This window comes from Pantoea sp. Acro-807, from assembly GCF_011752675.1.
Classification (GTDB): Bacteria; Pseudomonadota; Gammaproteobacteria; order Enterobacterales; family Enterobacteriaceae; genus Pantoea; species Pantoea eucrina.
Genome location: NZ_VWXE01000004.1, coordinates 103,921 through 121,076 on the forward strand (window position 1 = coordinate 103,921; position 17,156 = coordinate 121,076).

The following is a 17,156-nucleotide window of genomic DNA, read 5'->3' on the forward strand; positions in this document are numbered from 1 at the left end:
CAGCTTATTTTTCTACCGTGTTTTTTCTGCGCATACTGCCTGTGCAAACCCGACAGACAGGAAAACTATAAAATGAAAGCGATTACTCTTTATCTGGAACAGCATGCCGCAGATATTCTGGCGGACATAAAAACGCTGGTGGCGGCTGAATCTCCCTCTGATGACAAATCTGCCGTTGACGCCTGCGGTGAAGTGCTGCAGCAGCTATTTCAGCAGCGTCTTAACGTGCGTGCGGAAATAACACCGCAGCAGCACTATGGTAATAACCTGAAATTTTCGCTGGGCGGACAAACGCCGCAGAGCACCATTATTGGCCATTTCGATACCGTCTGGAATAAAGGCGAGCTTACGCTGCGTGAAGAAGAGGGACGCCTGTACGGCCCCGGCATTCTCGATATGAAAGCGGGTCTGGTGCAGGCGATCTGGGCAGTACGCGCACTGCAGCAGCTTGATCTGCCAGGCTGGCAAAATGTGGTGTTTCTCTGCAACAGTGATGAGGAGCTGGGCAGCCCCGGTTCGCAGCAGTGGATTGAAACCCACGCCCGGGGCTCCGCCCAGGTATTTGTTGTCGAGCCAGCGGTAGCGGGCAGCGGCGCGCTGAAGGTCGCCCGCAAAGGCACCGGCCGCTATGACCTTACGCTGACCGGCCTGGCGGCGCACGCCGGCAACAATCCGGAAGAAGGTGTCAGCGCGGTGCAGGAGATGGCGCAGCAGATTCTGGCGCTGCACGCGCTCAACGCGCCCGAACGTGGCACTACGGTCAACGTCGGCGTTGCCAGCGGCGGCAGCCGGGCGAACGTGGTGGCGGATCGCGCGCGTCTGGAAGTGGATACGCGCGTCACCTCTGAAGAGGAGGCGGCCCGCCTGCACGCGGCAATTATGCAGCTCCAGCCGCATGACCCGCGCGTGACCCTGCATATCAGCGGTGAACAGGGGCGCCCGCCCATGCGCCAGAGCGCGGCATCACGCGCACTGTTTGCCCGCGCGGCGCACATCGGTCGTCAACTGGGCCTGACGCTGGAAGGCGCCTCCGTGGGCGGCGGCAGCGACGGCAACTTTACCGCCGCACTCGGGCTGCCCACGCTGGATGGGCTGGGCGCCACCGGTGCCGGTATTCACGCGCGGCATGAGCATATTATTGTTGCGGAGGTGGTGCAGCGTACGGCGCTGCTGGCTGGCCTGCTGAGCGGAGAGACGCCATGACACAGATATCGCTGGAAAAACCGGACAGGGCTGTGCGCCAGCGGGAGGGCCTCAGCCCCTACCTGCTGCTGTTTATTATTCTGGCGCTGGCCGCCGTGGCGACCTGGATTATACCGGCGGGCGTCTACGATTATGAGACGCGCGACGGCATTAAGTTTGCCGTCAAAGAGAGTCTGCATGCGGTGCCGCAGAGCGGTGTGCTCCCGCTGGAGATCTTTATGGCGATCGCTGCGGGCATGGTTAAACAGGCCCCCATTATCTTTCTGATCCTGTTTACCGGAGGCGTACTGGCGGTAATCGAGAAAACCGGGGCGATAGCGACGGCTCTGCAGGCGCTGTCGCGCAGCAGCACGCTGAGTGATACGCGCATAATCATTATTTTCGCCGTGATTTTCTCGCTGCTCGGCACCACCGGCGTGGTCGTCAATGCGGTGGTCGCCTTTGTGCCGATCGGACTGCTGGTGGGGCGCTCACTCGGACTCTCCCCTATGCTTGGGGCCTCGCTGGTCTATCTGACCTGCGCCGCCGGATATAACGTCGCGATCCTGAATCCGGCCACCACCGGGCTGACGCAGCATCTGGCGCAGCTGCCGCTGTTCTCCGGCATGCTGCTGCGCGCCCTGACCTGCCTGCTGTTTGTGGTCAGCGCCGCGCTTTATCTGATCCACGCCGTGCGCCGTGCGCGTAAAAACGGTGAGTGCCGGCCCGCTATGTCTGCCGCTGCGGAGAGTATTGCTCCGGTAACCGGACGACATAAGCTGATTCTGGCGACCACGGCGCTGGCGCTGCTGCTCTTTATTGCCGGTACGGTGCGCTATCACTGGGGCACCCGTGAGATGTCAGCGATGTTTATTCTGCTGACTATTATCGTCGGACTGATGGGCCGTCTCTCAGGATCGGACATTGCCAACACCTTCCTGGCAGGCTGCGCCACGCTGGTCAAAGGGGCGTTTATCGTGGGGATGGCCGCTGCCATTTCACTGGTGCTGCAGCAGGGCAATGTCCTCGACCCGATCGTCGGGTTTCTTTCCGATCTGCTGGAGCCGGTGCCCGCCTGGCTGGCAACGATCGGCATGTTTATCAGCGCCGCGCTGATCCACTTTGGTATCTCATCCGGCTCGGGAGAATCGGCGCTTCTGATCCCTATTTTCTCACCGCTGGGCGATAACCTTGGCCTGACGCGCCAGGTGATGGTGCAGTCGGTACTGCTGGGTGAAGGGATCGTCAACTGTATGAGCCCGACGTCCGGCGTGCTGATGGCGGTGCTCGCCACGGCAGGCGTTTCATTCGGTCAGTGGCTGCGCTTTGTTGCCCCGGTCATCGCAATCTGGTTTGTGATCTGTGTGGTGATGCTGCTGACAGGGGTCGCTATCAACTGGGGGCCGTTCTGACCCGACGCTTTTCAGGCAGCGCCGCCTGATACCAGGCGCTGCCGTATCCGGTGGCGGGGATCCGCTTATTTAGCGCGATCCTGTTTTCCCCGACGCCATATTGTTCTGGATCATCATTTATTTATTTATAAAAAGACGAACGTTAAAAATAGATATCAAGCTTCTGTGAGCCGTGACGATAGTAAATTGACGGCAGAGCACGCGTTCCGCCTCCCTCTGACCTGCATTTCATTATCTCACTAAAGGTGAATTTTATGGGCCTTGCTCACTCCCTCTCAAATATTAAAATCGGAAAGAAACTGGGAGCCGGTTTTATTATTGTGATAGCCGCCTCACTGGCAATCACTGTTATCGCATTTGATTGTTTTCGCAGCATTAAAGATAACTCAGCCCGGCGCACCGTGACGGTTGAGATGGTGAATACGCTCAGTAAAGCACGGCTGAATCGCACTCTGTATCAGTACACGAAAGATGAGCAGTTTGCCGTGCGGAACGTTGAGGCGCTGAAAGAATTTACCGCGCTTTATCAGCGTCTGGAAAGCTTTAGCTGGAACGCAGAGGGGCTGCAGAAAGTGAACCAGCTGGGTGAACTGATGCACAGCTATCAGGATCAGCGCGAAAAATTTATTGCCGCCGCTAAAGAAACCACCACGGCCTTCAGTGCAATTACGCCTGCCGCGCTGATTAAGCTGGCACATCAGCTGGAGTCGCTGAATCGCGGCCTGACGCCAGAGACCGCGCCGCCGGTTATGCAGCTTACGGCGACCCTCTACGATACCGCTAATATTGAAGAGAACTTCCTGAAAAATCCCGGCGAAACCAGCAGAGACGCCATAGCGGATAAATTTATCACCATCACCACCCTGACCGAACTGCTCGACAGTTTTAATCAGGGGGATATCACTACCGCAACGCAGGCCGTGCTGGCCGCGGTCAATCAGCAGCGCCCCGCCCTGGCGCCCTACCTGAACGCTTTTAACAGCGAGAAAAGTGAATCCATCATCCTGACGGGCGCGGCGGAGCGGCTGAATGCGGGCGTGGCAGATATGTTCAGCTATCAGTCGCAGCTTTCTGCTTCGTTTATCAAAGGCGCTGAGTGGCGCATCGCTATCGCTGCCGCGATCTGCGTGGTGCTGAGCCTGCTGATTGCCTGGCGCATTACGCGCAGCATTACGCACCCGCTGCGTGAAACGCTCAGCGCGGCGCAGCGCATTGCCGCAGGCGATCTGACCACGTCGCTGAAAACCACCCGTGGCGATGAGCTGGGAGAGCTGATGCAGGCGGTTGACAGCATGAACCATAGCCTGCAGACGATTATCGCTAACGTGCGCAGCGGCGTCAGCAGCGTGGCGCGCGCCTCCGCAGAGATTGCCGCCGGCAATACCGATCTCTCTTCCCGCACCGAGCAGCAGAGTGCTGCCGTGGTGCAGACCGCCGCGAGTATGGAACAGCTGACCTCTACGGTGAAGCAGAACGCTGAGAATGCGCATCACGCCAGCCAGCTGGCGGCCGACGCCTCCGGCAATGCTGGCCGCGGCGGCGAGATTGTTCGCGACGTGATCGCTACCATGAGCGGTATCAGTCAGAGCTCCGGTAAAATTGGTGAAATCATCAATGTCATCAACAGTATCTCGTTCCAGACCAATATCCTGGCGCTGAACGCAGCGGTTGAAGCGGCGCGGGCCGGAGAACAGGGACGCGGTTTTGCCGTGGTAGCGGGCGAAGTCAGAAACCTGGCGCAGCGCAGCTCTGTGGCGGCAAAAGAGATTGAGACGCTGATCCGCGAATCACTGGATCGCGTCAGCGACGGCTCAGCGCTGGTGGATCGTGCCGGTACGACAATGAATGATATTGTGCAGTCGGTGACGCAGGTGCGCGACATTATGGGTGAGATTGCCGCCGCCTCTGATGAACAGAACCGGGGCATCTCGCAGATTGCGCAGGCGATGTCGGAGATGGATACCACCACCCAGCAGAATGCGGCTCTCGTTGAGGAGTCTTCTGCCGCAGCAAGCTCGCTGGAGTCGCAGGCGATTGAACTGGAGAAAACCGTGGCCATCTTCCGTCTTTCCGCGGAACAGGAAAATGCCGCCCGGGTTGCTCCGAAGCCCGTGCTGACGCCGTCGCCGGCTAAACCCCGGCCTGTGTCCACAGCGGACGCCAGCTGGGAAAGCTTTTAACCTGCGCCGACCAGAAAAAAGCCCGTAAGCGGATAAACCAGCTTACGGGCTGTATGTTTGCCGGCGTCAGGCTGTACGCCGGCCACCTATTATCCGATCAGAAATCGTAACCCACGGTCGCAACAATTGAGCGCTCAGCGCCCCAGTAGCAGTAGCCCGTGCCGTAGCAGGCGGCGACATATTCCCGGTCGGTGAGGTTATTGGCATTAACCTGTACATAAGCCCCTTTCAGCTGGCTGTTCCAGGCGCCGAGATCGGCGCGGACCGACGCGTCAAACAGAGTAGCTGAAGGCAGGCGGCGGGTATTTTCATTATCAGCCCACTGTTTGCCGATGTAACGCACGCCGGCGCCCACGCTCAGACCGTAGTCAAACTGATATTTGCTCCAGAGCGAAGCCATAGAGTTGGGGGTGACATAAGGCGTGTGGCCATCGTTGCCATCCACTGAATCTTTATAACGCACGTGGCTGAGCGTGTAGTTAGCGATGGTGCTGAGACGCGGCGTCAGCTGGGTATGCGCCTCCAGCTCCAGCCCCTGTGAATGCACTTTACCGGCAGGCACAAAATAAGAACCCTGCACAATACGGTTGCCGACATCTTTCTGCGTAAGATCGTACACCGCTGCGGTGTAGAGATCGGAGGTCCCCGGCGGCTGATATTTCACGCCCGCTTCATACTGCTCTGCGGTAGTGGGTTTCAGCAGGTTGCCGTTCTGGCCCGAGAGCGACTGCGGCGTAATAGCCTGGCTGTAACTCACATAAGGTGAGACACCGTTGTCAAACGCATAAAGCAGCGCGGCACGACCGCCCACGTGGTCATCCTGACGCCGGTTTTTGGTCGCCTGATCGTAGTTCTCAGTCTGCGACACAATGCGGTCATAGCGGCCCGACAGGTCAAGATGCCACTTATCCCAGACCATCTCATCCTGCAGGTAGACGCCGGTCTGATAGTAGTAGCGCTGCGAGCGCTCGAAGGTATACACGTCGTTGGCACCCACGGAGGCCCCGGTCCGCGCATTCAGCTGACTGGCGTTGCCGCTTGCGTCATGCAGGTCGTTTTTATACTGATGGTATTCCGCGCCCAGCACCACTTTATGGTCTACTGCGCCAGTGGCGAAATCTGCTTCCAGCTGATTATCGATCGCGTACGCTTTCAGCGATGAACGCGAGCCGGAGTAGTAGCGGTTCAGCAGATCTGAATTGTTCCCAGTCCAGCCGATTTGATACACCTGATCGAGATCGACGTTTGAGTGGGAGTAGCTGGCATTAGAGCGGAAGGCCCAGGTGTCATTAAAGCGGTGGGCAAACTCGGCGCTGTAGATCTGCTCGCGGCGTTTAAACTGGTCGAGTGAACTCTGACCGTCGTAGAAACCATTGCTCAGCTTATAGCCGTTGTGTTCGGTGATGCTGCCCTCACCCGGTACCGCGCTGTGGTAGCCGCCTGACGGATCTTTCTGCAGATAGGCGCGCAGCAGCAGCGAGGTATCTTCCGACGGCTGCCAGAGCAGCGAGGGCGAAATCGCATATTTCTCTTCCCGCGTGTGATCGTACTGCGTATCGCTGTTGCGGGTAATACCGGTAAGGCGGAACGCCAGCTGATCGTTCAGCGCATCGGTGTAGTCAAACGCGGCTGAGCGGGTGTTGTTGTTACCCGCCGAGAGACGGAAATGCCCTTCCTGCCGGAATTGCGGACGTTTTGACGTCTCCATCACCAGCCCGCCCGGTACTGTCTGACCATAAAGCGCAGATGAAGGACCTTTAATCACATCGATACGCTCAAGGAACCAGGGATCAACCTGCAGCACGTTATAGCTGCCGGGATCGCTCATCAGTCGCAGGCCATCCAGGAAGACGTTGTCGACATCGCCACCGTGAAAACCGCGCAGTGATACTGTATCGTAACGCGACGCCGCACCGGCGAAGTTTGTAAAGGCGCCCGCGGTATAATTCAGCGCCTGATTCACGCTCATCGCACCCTGATCTTCCATCTGCTGACGTGTCACCACTGAAACAGCCTGACCGGTGGTGATCAGCGGGCGATCGGTTTTGGTCGCGCCCTGGCTGGTTTTCGCCGTATAGCCTGTGGTGGGAGTAGTAGCCGTTTCAGCCGGCTGAGCGGTAACAACCAGAGTTTCAGCTGCATACAGCAGCGGTGATGCGGATAATGCGACGGAGCAGAACAGAACAGAACGCTTCAGAGTAAAAGGCACTCGCATGGTTAATTCCCTTAAAAACACGCAGTTCTCTCCGATGCAGCCGGAGAGCCGATGGATGCCAGAGGCAATGGTAATGCTAATATTAATGAGAATTATTATCTTTTTGGGTGCGACATTTCAAGATGTGTCCGCAGTAAAATTTTCCGCCGGAAACCAGTTGAAAAGCGAGAAATAGCTGAAAAGCGAGCCGCAGCTCGCTTTAGATAAATGTGTCAGGCCTGCTGCAGCGCGGGCTGCCGCCGCCGGTTTTCACGCAGAAATGCGCGGATCAGACCCAGCCAGAGCAATCCGCAGGCCAGATTAATCAGGCTAAAGCCGGTACTGTAAAAGCTGAAATAGGCGTATTTTGCCGCTTCTATGCCGAGTGCGAAAATCAGAATTGTTACCATACCCACCATCGCTGCCACGCTGCCCTTGCCCGCCTGGCTGGAAAAGAGCGTCATACGATAGAGTCCGGCATTAACCAGTCCGGTGCCAAAACCATACAGGCTCAGCCCGGCGGTCAGCCACAGATAGCTGTGCCGATCGGCCACGGTCGCTATCGCCGCCAGCGCAAGACCCGCTATCACCGGCCAGGCTCCCAGCTGCAGCGGACGCTGGATCGGCAGCCGGCTGCTGAGGCGACCCAGCGCCAGGTTACCGGCAATCATCGCCAGAAAAACCGGCAGCTGCAGCAGCGCATACTCCATACGGCTCAGGCCGGCATCATGCATCAGAATAACCGGCGACAGCGCTACCCAGGCGAGGCAGGGAATGGTTACCAGGCCGATTGCCAGCGAGCCGCGCATAACCTGACGATCGCGCAGCAGCTGCCAGTAACCCCTGCCTAGCGCGCCGGGTGAGATCGATCGCGTACGATCTCCTGCGGTTTCCGGCATAGTGCACCACAGGCCCAGCAGAGCCAGCGCCGTCACGCCGCCGAAAAGCCAGAACAGGGTGCGCCAGTCGCTGACGGTCAGAAAAGCGGCCCCGGCCAGCGGTCCGGCCAGCGGAGCCAGCAGCGCGACATTTGCCATCAGCGCCATAATCTTCACGCTCAGCGCTTCACTGAACGCCTCCTGGATAGCGGCATAGCCTACAGAGCCGATGAAGCAAAGGCTGACTCCCTGCAGAAAGCGCAGCAGTACGAACTGCTCAATGCTCTGCACCCAGTGGGTGGCAATGCAGGTCAGCATAAAAAAGGCGACGCCGCTGAGCAGCACCGGACGCCGCCCGATGCGATCGGAAAGCGGCCCCAGCAGCCACTGCAGCATCATACCGCCGATCAGATAGGCGGTCAGTGAGGCGGAGACCCACTCAGGCCCGGCACCAAACTCGTCAGTGACCAGCAGCATACCGGGCTGGATCATGTCATGCGCGATATAGGTGGCGAATTCAAACAGTACCAGCGAGAGCGGAAAAATTATGCGGCGGCGCGTAAGCTGCGACACCGGTTCATACAGGGCCATTACCGATCCTTACCCGTTGCAGAATGATAAAAAAACGCGGTTGCCGGAGCGACCGCGTCACAAATGTCAGCCAGCGAACGCCTTATCAGCGCCAGCGGGCAATCGGATTATCCAGCGTACCGGCAAATTTTAGATTCTCCGCCGGGTCGGTGAGGTTGATCATTTGCTGGTTATTCGCCAGCTGCAGCCGGTTAAGGCAGGAGCGGGTAAACGTCGGGGCAAACATATCAAAGCGTGCAAATTTAGCCGCCAGCTGCGGATGCGCCTGCTGATACTCTTTTACGCACTGCGCCACCGCCTGCCAGAACTGATCCTGCGACAGCGTACCGGATTGGTGCAGAATGGCGCTGATAAAGCGGAAAATGCAGTCGAATACGTCGGTAAAAATCGACAGTAACTTGAGATCGTCCGGCACATCCACCGCCAGCCGGCTTACTTTTTCCGGCAGCTGCGCGTCCGGATCCATAACGGCAATCTCTTCGCCTATATCTTTCATATAGGCGCTGACCGGCACATTGTTTTCCAGCAGCATAATCAGGTTCTCGCCGTGGGGCATAAACACTAAATCGTGCTGGTAGAAGCAGTGCAGCAGCGGGCTGAGATAGCAGTTCAGATACCGTGCCACCCACTCTTTTGCCGGCAGGCCAGAGTCGGCGATCAGCGCCGGCAGCAGCGCCTGCTGGTGGTGATCAACATGCAGGAATGCGGCCATCGTCATCAGGCGCTGACCCGGCTGCAGGCGGGCTGCAGGATTATCCCGCCACAGCGCAGCAAACATCTTTTTATAGGCGGAATCGCCGCTGATGGCCTGCTCGTAGTAACGGTTGTGATAGCCTACCGCCGCAACTTCCCGCAAAATACGGAAATCACAGCGCTGCAGCCATGCATCATTGCTGACCAGCTGTTCCAGCCACTCATTAATAGCGGGCGTGGTCGCCATGTAATAGGGTGAGAGGCCGCGCATAAAGCCCATATTAAGCACCGACAGCGCGGTTTTAACGTAGCGCTTCGCGGGCTGACTGCGGTTAAAGAAGGTGCGGATTGATTGCTGCGCCTGATAGCGATCGTCGCCCTCGCCGAGCCAGACAATATCCTGATGCGCAATATCAGCCGCGAATACTGTCAGCAGTTTGTTTTGCCACTGCCACGGATGCACCGGCATCAGGATATACTCATCCGCATTCAGCCCGCGCGCGCTGAGCTGTTCTGTAAACCGGGCCAGGGTCTCTGCGCCCAGCTCATCACGCATCAGCTGCTCATAACTCAGCGTACCCAGACTGGAAAAGTGGGCGTTGCGCTGATGTACCGCAACCCAGATGAGCTGTACCGGGGCGGCGGCCTCAGGCGCAAAAGCGAGATAATCGCGGGCGTCAAAACCAATGCGACCGTTATTGGCGACAAAACAGGGATGCCCCTCGGTCATTGCCGCTTCAGTGGTCTGAAAATCAGCGTGCACCAGGGCCTGCGCATCCGGGTTCTGCTTCTGCAGCTTATAGACGCTGCTGCTGAGCGTGCTGCTGATCTCTTCCATATAGGTCGCCAGCAGCGCCTGCGGAATGCCGATTTGCTGATTAAACTCCACGATAAACTGCAGCGCATCCAGCGTCAGCGGACGACCATTTTCCTGCTTCTGCAGTGACGCGGCGTCAATATTCCAGTGGTCCAGCGCCAGACGTTCTGCGCGGAACTGATAAGTTGCTTCGCCGCCCGGTACGGCCAGCGTATAGCAGCCGTCGCCGTTTTCAGCGGGCGTAACCAGCTTTTCGTGGGCGAACTCGCTTATCGCTTTGCGGATCAGCATCCGGTTTGCCTGTGCCCAGTTATCGCCCGTGAGGTGGGATCCTGTCAGCAGCGCAGAGGGGGTGTTCATGGTCAAAATATCCTGCTCCAGAGCCTGTTGATAATCTTCCCGCTGGCAAAAGGCCAGCCAGGCGGTTTTATGCCCGAGATCGAGCGTGTGCTGATAGCGAAAGCCGGCCCGTTTATTCAGCCGGTGAATTTTCTCATTGCGTACGTCAGGTTCCACTACCACGCGTCCGACCTGCGGCAGACTGAACAGGTACCCCATGGCTACGGTAAAGACCTGCCAGCTGAACTGCGGAATAGGCGTGCTGGCGGGCGCAATCAGAATATGCATCCCGTAGTCATCGGGCGCGGCCGGATAGAACCGTCCAATTTCATCCTCGCTGGCGCGATAGCACTCCATCAGAAACACCGGCTGCCCTTCACAGCAACCAATCAGGGCGGCGTGCGGATTATTAGCGGTCAGCCCGTGATAAAAGGCAGCGACCTGCTCCAGGGTATCGTTCTGCATGCCCCAGAAACGAGCGTAATCGCGCGTTACCCAGCTGTGGATCAGTGCGGCATCGGCGGCCTGCATCGGGCGCAGGCTAAACGTGCCTGCCGGTCGCTTAACGCTGTAAATCATCTCTGTGCTCATGTCAGCGCTCCGTCTGTGCCGGGAAAGTCTGAAACGCGATCTGCCGCTCTACCGGATAAATTTCGCGCCCGGTAATTTCGCGCAAAATAACGGAGTTGCGGTAGCAGGCCATACCGAGATCCGGTGTCACAAAACCGTGCGTATGCAGCTCTGCGTTTTGCACAAAGATTTGATTGTGATGATCGATGCTGTAATTACGCTGCACATCGTAGCGCCCCTGCTCATCCCAGCGCAGCCGCTGACTGATGCCTTCGATAAACATCGGCGGCCGGTAGTGATAGCCGGTCGCCATCACCAGCCCTTCGGTACGACGGGTAAAGGCGCACTCCTGTTCCTGCTGCCAGAGCGAGAGTTCAAACTCCCCTGTCGGCAGCCAGCGCAGATCGGTCAGCGCTGAGTGCGTGAAGAGATTGACGTCAAGCGGGCCGTCGAGCTGTTTGACGTACATCAGATCATAAATATCGTTGATCAGGCTGCTGTTGATACCTTTATAAAGATTCTTATGGTTTGCATTCAGCCGGTCGCGCTTCGCCGGCGGCAGCGCATGAAAATAGTCAACCCACTCCGGCGAGGTCATCTCCAGCGTCAGCTTGGTGTATTCCAGCGGATAGAAGCGCGGCGCACGGGTGATCCAGTTCAGCTGATAGTCAAACCGGTCGATATCGCTGAGCAGGTCATAGTAAATTTCAGCTGCGCTCTGACCGCTGCCCAGCACGGTGACAGAGCGCTTCTTCTGCAGCTCTGCTTTGTTTTTCAGGTAGTCGCTGGAGTGCGTAATACGCTGACGATGCGGCTGACTGCACTCCGGCAGCCAGGCCACCGGACCGGTGCCGAGGATCAGGTGGCGCGTCAGCCACTCTTCGGTCGCGCCGCTCTGTCGGTTAACCGCCTGAACGCGGTAAACCGCCTGCTCCGCATCATAACTTACATACTCAACGTGACGGTTCCAGCGCAGGTTACTGAGGCGCTCGCAGGCCCACTGGCAATACTGGTTATACTCTTTACGCATCAGGAAAAAATCTTCCCGGATGTAAAATGAGTAGAGTTTTCCTTTCTCTTTCATGTAATTCAGCAGGCTGTAAGGACTGGTAGGGTCAGCCAGCGTCACCAGGTCGGCCATAAACGGCGTCTGCAGGTGTGCGCTTTCCAGCATCATGCCGGTGTGCCAGTCAAAACCCGCATTCTGATCGAGGAATACGCCGTTGAGTCCCTCTACCGGTTCGCTGAGACAGGCCAGTCCGAGGTTGAACGGGCCGATACCGATGCCTATAAAATCGTAAACGGTGTTATTCATAACAGAGTTCTCACTGATTTGCCGCGTGGAGCGCGGTCGTGCGCAGCTGCTCGCGCCCGTAGTGCGCCACCAGGTTGATCACATCTTCGAGATCTGCCGCGGTGGTGGCAGGATTTAACAGGGTGAATTTCAGATACTGCCGGCCATCGACTTTAGTGCCTGCCACAATCGCGTTGCCGGAACGGAACAGCGCTTTGCGGATCGCAGCGTTGATATCGTCGAGCTGCGGGCCGCTGAGCGACTGGCGCGGCACAAAGCGGAAGATTTGCGTGGTGAGTTCTGGCGCGTGCAGCACCTCGATTGCCGGATGCTCGCGCAGCAGCTGATGCGCACGCTGTGCAAGGTCAATCAGCGAGTCAAACGCTTCACCCAGCGCGGCCGGGCCCATGACGCGCAGCGTCAGCCACATCTTCAGCGCATCAAAGCGACGCGTGGTCTGAATACTTTTGTTGACCAGGTTTGGCGTCCCTTCCTGCTGTGCGCTCAGTGGATTGAGGTAGTCAGCATGGTGCGTAACATGTTTCAGATGGTCTTTGTTGCGTACAAAGAATGCTCCGCAGCTTACCGTCTGGAAGAACGATTTGTGGTAATCAACGGTGACTGAGTCTGCCTGTTCAATACCGCGCAGACGCTGGCGGTGCTGTTCTGAAACCAGCAGACCACAGCCATAGGCGGCATCAACGTGCATCCATAATCCATTGCGCTGACACAGCGCGGCGATCTTTTCCAGCGGATCGATGCTGCCAAAATCGGTGGTGCCGCTGGTTGCTACCACCGCAATCGGGATCAGCCCCTCTTCGCGGCAGCGCTGGATTTCGTGCTCCAGCATACCCGCATCCATACGGTAATCGGCATCATGGTCAACCGGCACAACGGCATCGTAGCCCAGGCCGAGGATCGCCATCGATTTCTGGATACTGAAATGACTCAATTTAGACGTGAATACGCGCCACTTACCGGCGGTTTCAGGCAGGCCGCGATATTTGATCAGATGCCCCGGATGATGCGCCTCGCACCAGCTGTCGCGAGCCAGCAGCATTGCCATCAGGTTTGACTGCGTACCACCACTGGTGAAAATACCGTCCGCAGCGGCGGGCAGGCCGATACGCTCCAGCGTCCAGTCGATAACTTTTTGCTCAATTAGCGTACCGCCGGCACTCTGATCCCAGGTATCGACAGAACTGTTGACGGCGGCCATCACCTGCTCTGCCATCAGCGACGGCAGGACGACCGGGCAATTCAGATGCGCAACATATTTAGGATGGTGAAACCAGACCGCATCGCGCAGATAGAGCTGAGACAGCTCGGCCAGTGCAGCTTCGTTATTGCCCAGTGGAGAATTAAGATCCACACAGCGGAACTCGTTTGCCAGCTCGTGCGGCAGAATACCGCTAAACGGCTTTTCTACGCCCTGCACCGTCTGGGTCAGTAGCTTAAGCACCTCCTGCGTCTGTCCGGCCCAGGCATCAAGCTGACGATCGTTAAAAAGCCAGCTCTCCGGCGCGCCTGACTGCGGCTCAGAGGTTACGATTGGTAATGATTGCGCAGATGAACGTGTAAACATAATCCTTTCCTGTTACTAAAAATCTTTAAATCCTGCTGACAAATAAGACAACAGGTGTCATAGGCTCTGTTGCTTCTGCAAAAATCTAAAAAACAATAATTTATAAATATCATTAACATACGCCATCAGTTGGCATACGTGGGCAGACCTGTATAAGGCGGCCTTAAAATTTGAATGAGATTATAAATGATAATTATTATCATTCAATAGGGTAATTTCAGTAAATTTTACATCAGCGTTTCTGAAGGATGAATTTGTGATCTTTGTCACAATTCCGTTTGAGGCGTATAACAATACCTCTTTCACTATGTGGTTTTCCGCCTCCCGGATGATGACCGGGAGGTAAAACGTGGTGCAGGGCTTATCTGGCGGATGCATTAAAGAGGATGTAATATAAGTGTTGCTAAACCGGAACAGGTGTGGCTTAATAGCGTCATCGGTTTGGAATACAGACCTTATGAAGCAGTTTTAGTAAAGCAGTCCTCAGTTCAAGTGTTATCCACAGATACCCCTTCTTCATGAGCCTCCTCCTAAGTGCCCAATAAGTAACGCTCTGATACAGGCCACCATCGCCATAGTTTATGGCTCATCAATTAAGGAAGTATCTATGTCTAACAAAATGACTGGTTTAGTAAAATGGTTCAACGCAGATAAAGGTTTCGGCTTCATCACTCCTGAAGATGGCAGCAAAGACGTGTTCGTACACTTCTCTGCAATCCAGAGTGACAGCTTCAAAACCCTGGACGAAGGCCAGAAGGTCTCTTTCACCATCGAGAATGGTGCTAAAGGTCCAGCTGCTGCTAACGTTACCGCACTGTAAGCTGCGCTGACGATCGGCAGCGCTTACGATAGCGATGAAGACAGTAGTCTGAGCAGTTAAATGCTGCTGATAAAAAAACCCGCCTTGTGCGGGTTTTTTTGTGCGCGCGTAACCGGGCTAAAAAGAGCCCGACACCCGGCTGGGCGTATCGGGTTGGCACAAGCGCCAGTGAAATTCGCGACTTAGAAAAGTACGCAAACGCACTATAACACAGGTTTCCCGCCGTCTCATTTTACTGACCTGTAAATGTGTGTGGCAGCGCTGCTACTTCTTCTTGCTGATAAGCGATTTCAGATCGGCAAACGGGTTATATGTCGCGGCACCCACTTCATCCTGCGCATCCTCTCCCGCCACCACTCGCGTACCGTACTGATCGGCTTCGGTATATTTTGAATGTTCATGATCGTGGCAGTAGAGACAAAGCAGCTCCCAGTTGCTGCCATCTTCCGGATTGTTGGTATGATCGTGATCGATATGGTGTACCGTCAGCTCGCGCAGTTTTGAGTAAACGAACTCCCGCGCACAGCGCCCGCACACCCACGGATAAATTTTAAGTGCTTTCTCACGGTAGCCGCTCTCCAGCCGCGAGTAGTTTTTCGGAATAACTGCCATTAATGTATGCCTGTACTTAGCGTGATTATTTCAACGATCAGCAGGCTAGCCCGATTGTACGTTGATAGCAAGCAGCACGTTTTTTTAACGAACCGCCAAGTTAAAAAGACGCCTTAGCGGGCAATAAAACATGACTCAGATCTATATTTAAAATTTATTTTCTCTATGGCATTATATATACCAGCAATCATTGCTGTAACGTATTACTGCCTGCGGCTTTGTGCTGACTGGCATATTTTATCTGTGGAGAAAACCTGGTGAAACCGGTTGATGTACAACCTATTAATGACATTAATCAGGCGATAGGACGCGCCGTGACTACCCTTATTGCAGCGGGCGTGCCCGTTGAAAAATATGCCATTCTGGCGGAGTTACAAGAGTCTGAAGCGCAGGCTATTGATGGCGTTAAGAAAATTTATGGTGAAGCCATTCAATTTATATCAGTCCAGATGAGTTAATAGTTTATCTCCGGATATCTTACCTGCGCTAAATAAGCGCAGCGGTAAAATTATCGCTGCGCTTATTTGCTGTCCCACCCGTTTTTTTATTTAATCAGCAGATGTCCGAAACGCAATCGCGTTTATAATGCATTCCTGCCATGTTATAAAGATGACCGTTCTGTCGCATTAGCCGGGCTACCCTGACCAGAGGCAGCATGCCACTCTGTGACCAGCTGCCGGATGAGTTCCGCCGCCGGCAGTTCGCGTACCAGTGCTGCTCCCTCTCCCGCCCAGTATGCCCCAAACCCCGCCTCGCCCTGCGCCAGCGCAGCCTTAGCCAGCGCCTTACCCAGTGAATAAGCCAGCGGATAAGCAGGGATCTCGGTGCGGGGGATATCGCGCGTAATAGTGCAGAATGCGTTGCGCAGCGCGCGCGCTTCACGACCGGAAATTGCCGCAGTCATGGTAGTACCCGTTACAGCGGCATGCCGGAGCGCCTGACGCCAGGCGGGTGCAGTAGCGGATTCAGGGCAGAGAAGAAAAGCGGTACCGGCCTGTACGCCGCTGGCACCCAGAGCCTGCATTGCTGCGATTGCTGCACCGTTCATGATCCCGCCTGCGGCAATCACCGGCAGCGTAACCCGCGCACAGATGGCCTGTACCAGCGTCAGCGTGGAGAGCTGATGATCCTCCTCATTGACGGCAAAACTGCCGCGATGGCCACCTGCTTCATAGCCCTGCGCCACAATCATATCCACTCCCTGCTGCGCGATCGCTTCCGCTTCCGCCACGCTGGTGGCTGTTGCCAGGGTCACTATCCGGCAGGCTTTCAGCCGTCGCAGAGTATTCGCCGGTGGCAAACCAAAATGAAAACTCACGACCGCCGGACGCGTTTCCTCAATGACCTGCAGCACCGCTTCATGACCGCAAAAAGTGGGATAGATCTCCTCCAGATTCACGGGAACCTGAGCGCCGAGAGCAGCAAAACGATCGGCGAAACGTGCTATCCACGCCTTTTCGACTGCGTCGTTGCGCAGGGCGGGCGGATGGCAAAACAGATTGACGTTAAAAGGCTGCCGGGTAAGCGCCTGAGTCTGCCGTATAAGGCGTGCAGCCTCTTCCGCAGAGGAGGCGCCCAGTCCCAGCGAGCCAAGCGCACCGGCATTGCTGACTGCAGCAGCCAGTTCCGGAGTTGAAACGCCTGCCATCGGGGCCTGGATAATCGGATAGCGCAGATTTAATTCTTTACACAGGGATGTCGTCATCACAAAGCTCTCCGTCAGTAGCTGCCATTCTGCTTATCCGCTCTCTGTAGCAGAGATAACCTATATTTTATTTACATCTTTAACAAGCAGCCTGATCCACTCTGCTGCAGCGACATATTGCCTGACAGCGCAGCACCCGGCTGATTTCAGACCGCTGACGGTAAAATCCCCCCGCTGCGTTTTAATTAGAAAATTTACTCAGTTTTTGTTTTCCGCCGTCGATAACATATATTCAGCACCACATTTATTGCCAGCACCGGGAATCTGAACTTCAAAAAAATCCC

General features: G+C 56.1%; 12 protein-coding genes. 5 read left to right on the forward strand and 7 right to left on the reverse strand.

Annotation, left to right across the window (positions count from 1 at the left end):
* Positions 1-72 precede the first annotated feature (72 nt).
* The 3 genes from F3J39_RS11235 to F3J39_RS11245 all read left to right on the forward strand — a co-directional run bounded on the left by F3J39_RS11235 (position 73) and on the right by F3J39_RS11245 (position 4,774).
* On the forward strand, positions 73-1,203 hold the full coding sequence (locus F3J39_RS11235; protein WP_166714191.1) for a M20 family metallopeptidase: 1,131 nt from the start codon (positions 73-75) through the stop codon (positions 1,201-1,203).
* A complete protein-coding gene (locus F3J39_RS11240) occupies positions 1,200-2,594 on the forward strand; it encodes a Na+/H+ antiporter NhaC family protein (protein WP_040113509.1) in 1,395 nt (464 codons plus the stop codon). The genes F3J39_RS11235 and F3J39_RS11240 overlap by 4 nt, the downstream gene beginning before the upstream one ends.
* 254 nt (positions 2,595-2,848) lie before the next feature.
* Positions 2,849-4,774: a methyl-accepting chemotaxis protein gene (locus tag F3J39_RS11245; protein ID WP_104085644.1), complete on the forward strand. Its 1,926-nt coding sequence runs from the start codon at positions 2,849-2,851 to the stop codon at positions 4,772-4,774.
* 97 nt (positions 4,775-4,871) lie between these two features.
* Here the strand turns inward: F3J39_RS11245 and F3J39_RS11250 are convergent, their stop codons facing one another.
* The 5 genes from F3J39_RS11250 to F3J39_RS11270 all read right to left on the reverse strand — a co-directional run bounded on the left by F3J39_RS11250 (position 4,872) and on the right by F3J39_RS11270 (position 13,735).
* Positions 4,872-6,989 carry a TonB-dependent siderophore receptor gene (locus F3J39_RS11250; protein ID WP_166714192.1) on the reverse strand — a complete coding sequence of 706 codons (2,118 nt, stop codon included), beginning with the start codon at positions 6,987-6,989 and terminating at the stop codon, positions 4,872-4,874.
* Positions 6,990-7,201: 212 nt separating this feature from the next.
* The gene (locus F3J39_RS11255) at positions 7,202-8,437 is read right to left on the reverse strand and encodes an MFS transporter (protein WP_166714193.1); all 1,236 of its coding nucleotides are present in this window, start codon (positions 8,435-8,437) and stop codon (positions 7,202-7,204) included.
* Positions 8,438-8,522: 85 nt separating this feature from the next.
* Positions 8,523-10,877 carry a GNAT family N-acetyltransferase gene (locus F3J39_RS11260; protein ID WP_166714194.1) on the reverse strand — a complete coding sequence of 785 codons (2,355 nt, stop codon included), beginning with the start codon at positions 10,875-10,877 and terminating at the stop codon, positions 8,523-8,525.
* A gap of 1 nt (position 10,878) precedes the next feature.
* Complete coding sequence (locus F3J39_RS11265) at positions 10,879-12,171, reverse strand: lysine N(6)-hydroxylase/L-ornithine N(5)-oxygenase family protein (RefSeq protein ID WP_166714195.1); 1,293 nt, start codon at positions 12,169-12,171, stop codon at positions 10,879-10,881.
* Between the two features lie 10 nt (positions 12,172-12,181).
* A complete protein-coding gene (locus tag F3J39_RS11270; RefSeq protein ID WP_166714196.1) occupies positions 12,182-13,735 on the reverse strand; it encodes an aspartate aminotransferase family protein in 1,554 nt (517 codons plus the stop codon).
* Between the two features lie 607 nt (positions 13,736-14,342).
* On the opposite strand from F3J39_RS11270, the gene cspA reads away from it, so the two are divergent.
* A complete protein-coding gene (gene cspA, locus F3J39_RS11275; RefSeq protein ID WP_071668354.1) occupies positions 14,343-14,555 on the forward strand; it encodes an RNA chaperone/antiterminator CspA in 213 nt (70 codons plus the stop codon).
* A gap of 264 nt (positions 14,556-14,819) precedes the next feature.
* Here cspA and yajD read toward each other — a convergent pair whose 3' ends face one another.
* The gene (yajD, locus tag F3J39_RS11280; RefSeq protein ID WP_166714197.1) at positions 14,820-15,167 is read right to left on the reverse strand and encodes an HNH nuclease YajD; all 348 of its coding nucleotides are present in this window, start codon (positions 15,165-15,167) and stop codon (positions 14,820-14,822) included.
* Between the two features lie 257 nt (positions 15,168-15,424).
* Between yajD and F3J39_RS11285 the strand changes: the two genes are divergently transcribed.
* Positions 15,425-15,625: a hypothetical protein gene (locus F3J39_RS11285; RefSeq protein WP_094111613.1), complete on the forward strand. Its 201-nt coding sequence runs from the start codon at positions 15,425-15,427 to the stop codon at positions 15,623-15,625.
* A 143-nt stretch (positions 15,626-15,768) separates the two neighbouring features.
* Here F3J39_RS11285 and F3J39_RS11290 read toward each other — a convergent pair whose 3' ends face one another.
* Entirely contained in the window at positions 15,769-16,890 is a 1,122-nt protein-coding gene (locus F3J39_RS11290) for a nitronate monooxygenase (RefSeq protein WP_348769944.1), read from the reverse strand.
* Positions 16,891-17,156 lie beyond the last annotated feature (266 nt).

Bases quoted from the DNA above. Each gene is read 5' to 3' on its own strand.
- F3J39_RS11255 (WP_166714193.1), bottom strand. From the start codon at position 8,437: ATGGCCCTGTATGAACCGGTGTCGCAGCTTACGCGCCGCCGCATAATT.
- F3J39_RS11240 (WP_040113509.1), top strand. From the start codon at position 1,200: ATGACACAGATATCGCTGGAAAAACCGGACAGGGCTGTGCGCCAGCGG.
- yajD (WP_166714197.1), bottom strand. From the start codon at position 15,167: ATGGCAGTTATTCCGAAAAACTACTCGCGGCTGGAGAGCGGCTACCGT.
- F3J39_RS11245 (WP_104085644.1), top strand. From the start codon at position 2,849: ATGGGCCTTGCTCACTCCCTCTCAAATATTAAAATCGGAAAGAAACTG.
- F3J39_RS11235 (WP_166714191.1), top strand. From the start codon at position 73: ATGAAAGCGATTACTCTTTATCTGGAACAGCATGCCGCAGATATTCTG.
- F3J39_RS11260 (WP_166714194.1), bottom strand. From the start codon at position 10,877: ATGAGCACAGAGATGATTTACAGCGTTAAGCGACCGGCAGGCACGTTT.
- F3J39_RS11265 (WP_166714195.1), bottom strand. From the start codon at position 12,171: ATGAATAACACCGTTTACGATTTTATAGGCATCGGTATCGGCCCGTTC.
- F3J39_RS11270 (WP_166714196.1), bottom strand. From the start codon at position 13,735: ATGTTTACACGTTCATCTGCGCAATCATTACCAATCGTAACCTCTGAG.
- cspA (WP_071668354.1), top strand. From the start codon at position 14,343: ATGTCTAACAAAATGACTGGTTTAGTAAAATGGTTCAACGCAGATAAA.
- F3J39_RS11250 (WP_166714192.1), bottom strand. From the start codon at position 6,989: ATGCGAGTGCCTTTTACTCTGAAGCGTTCTGTTCTGTTCTGCTCCGTC.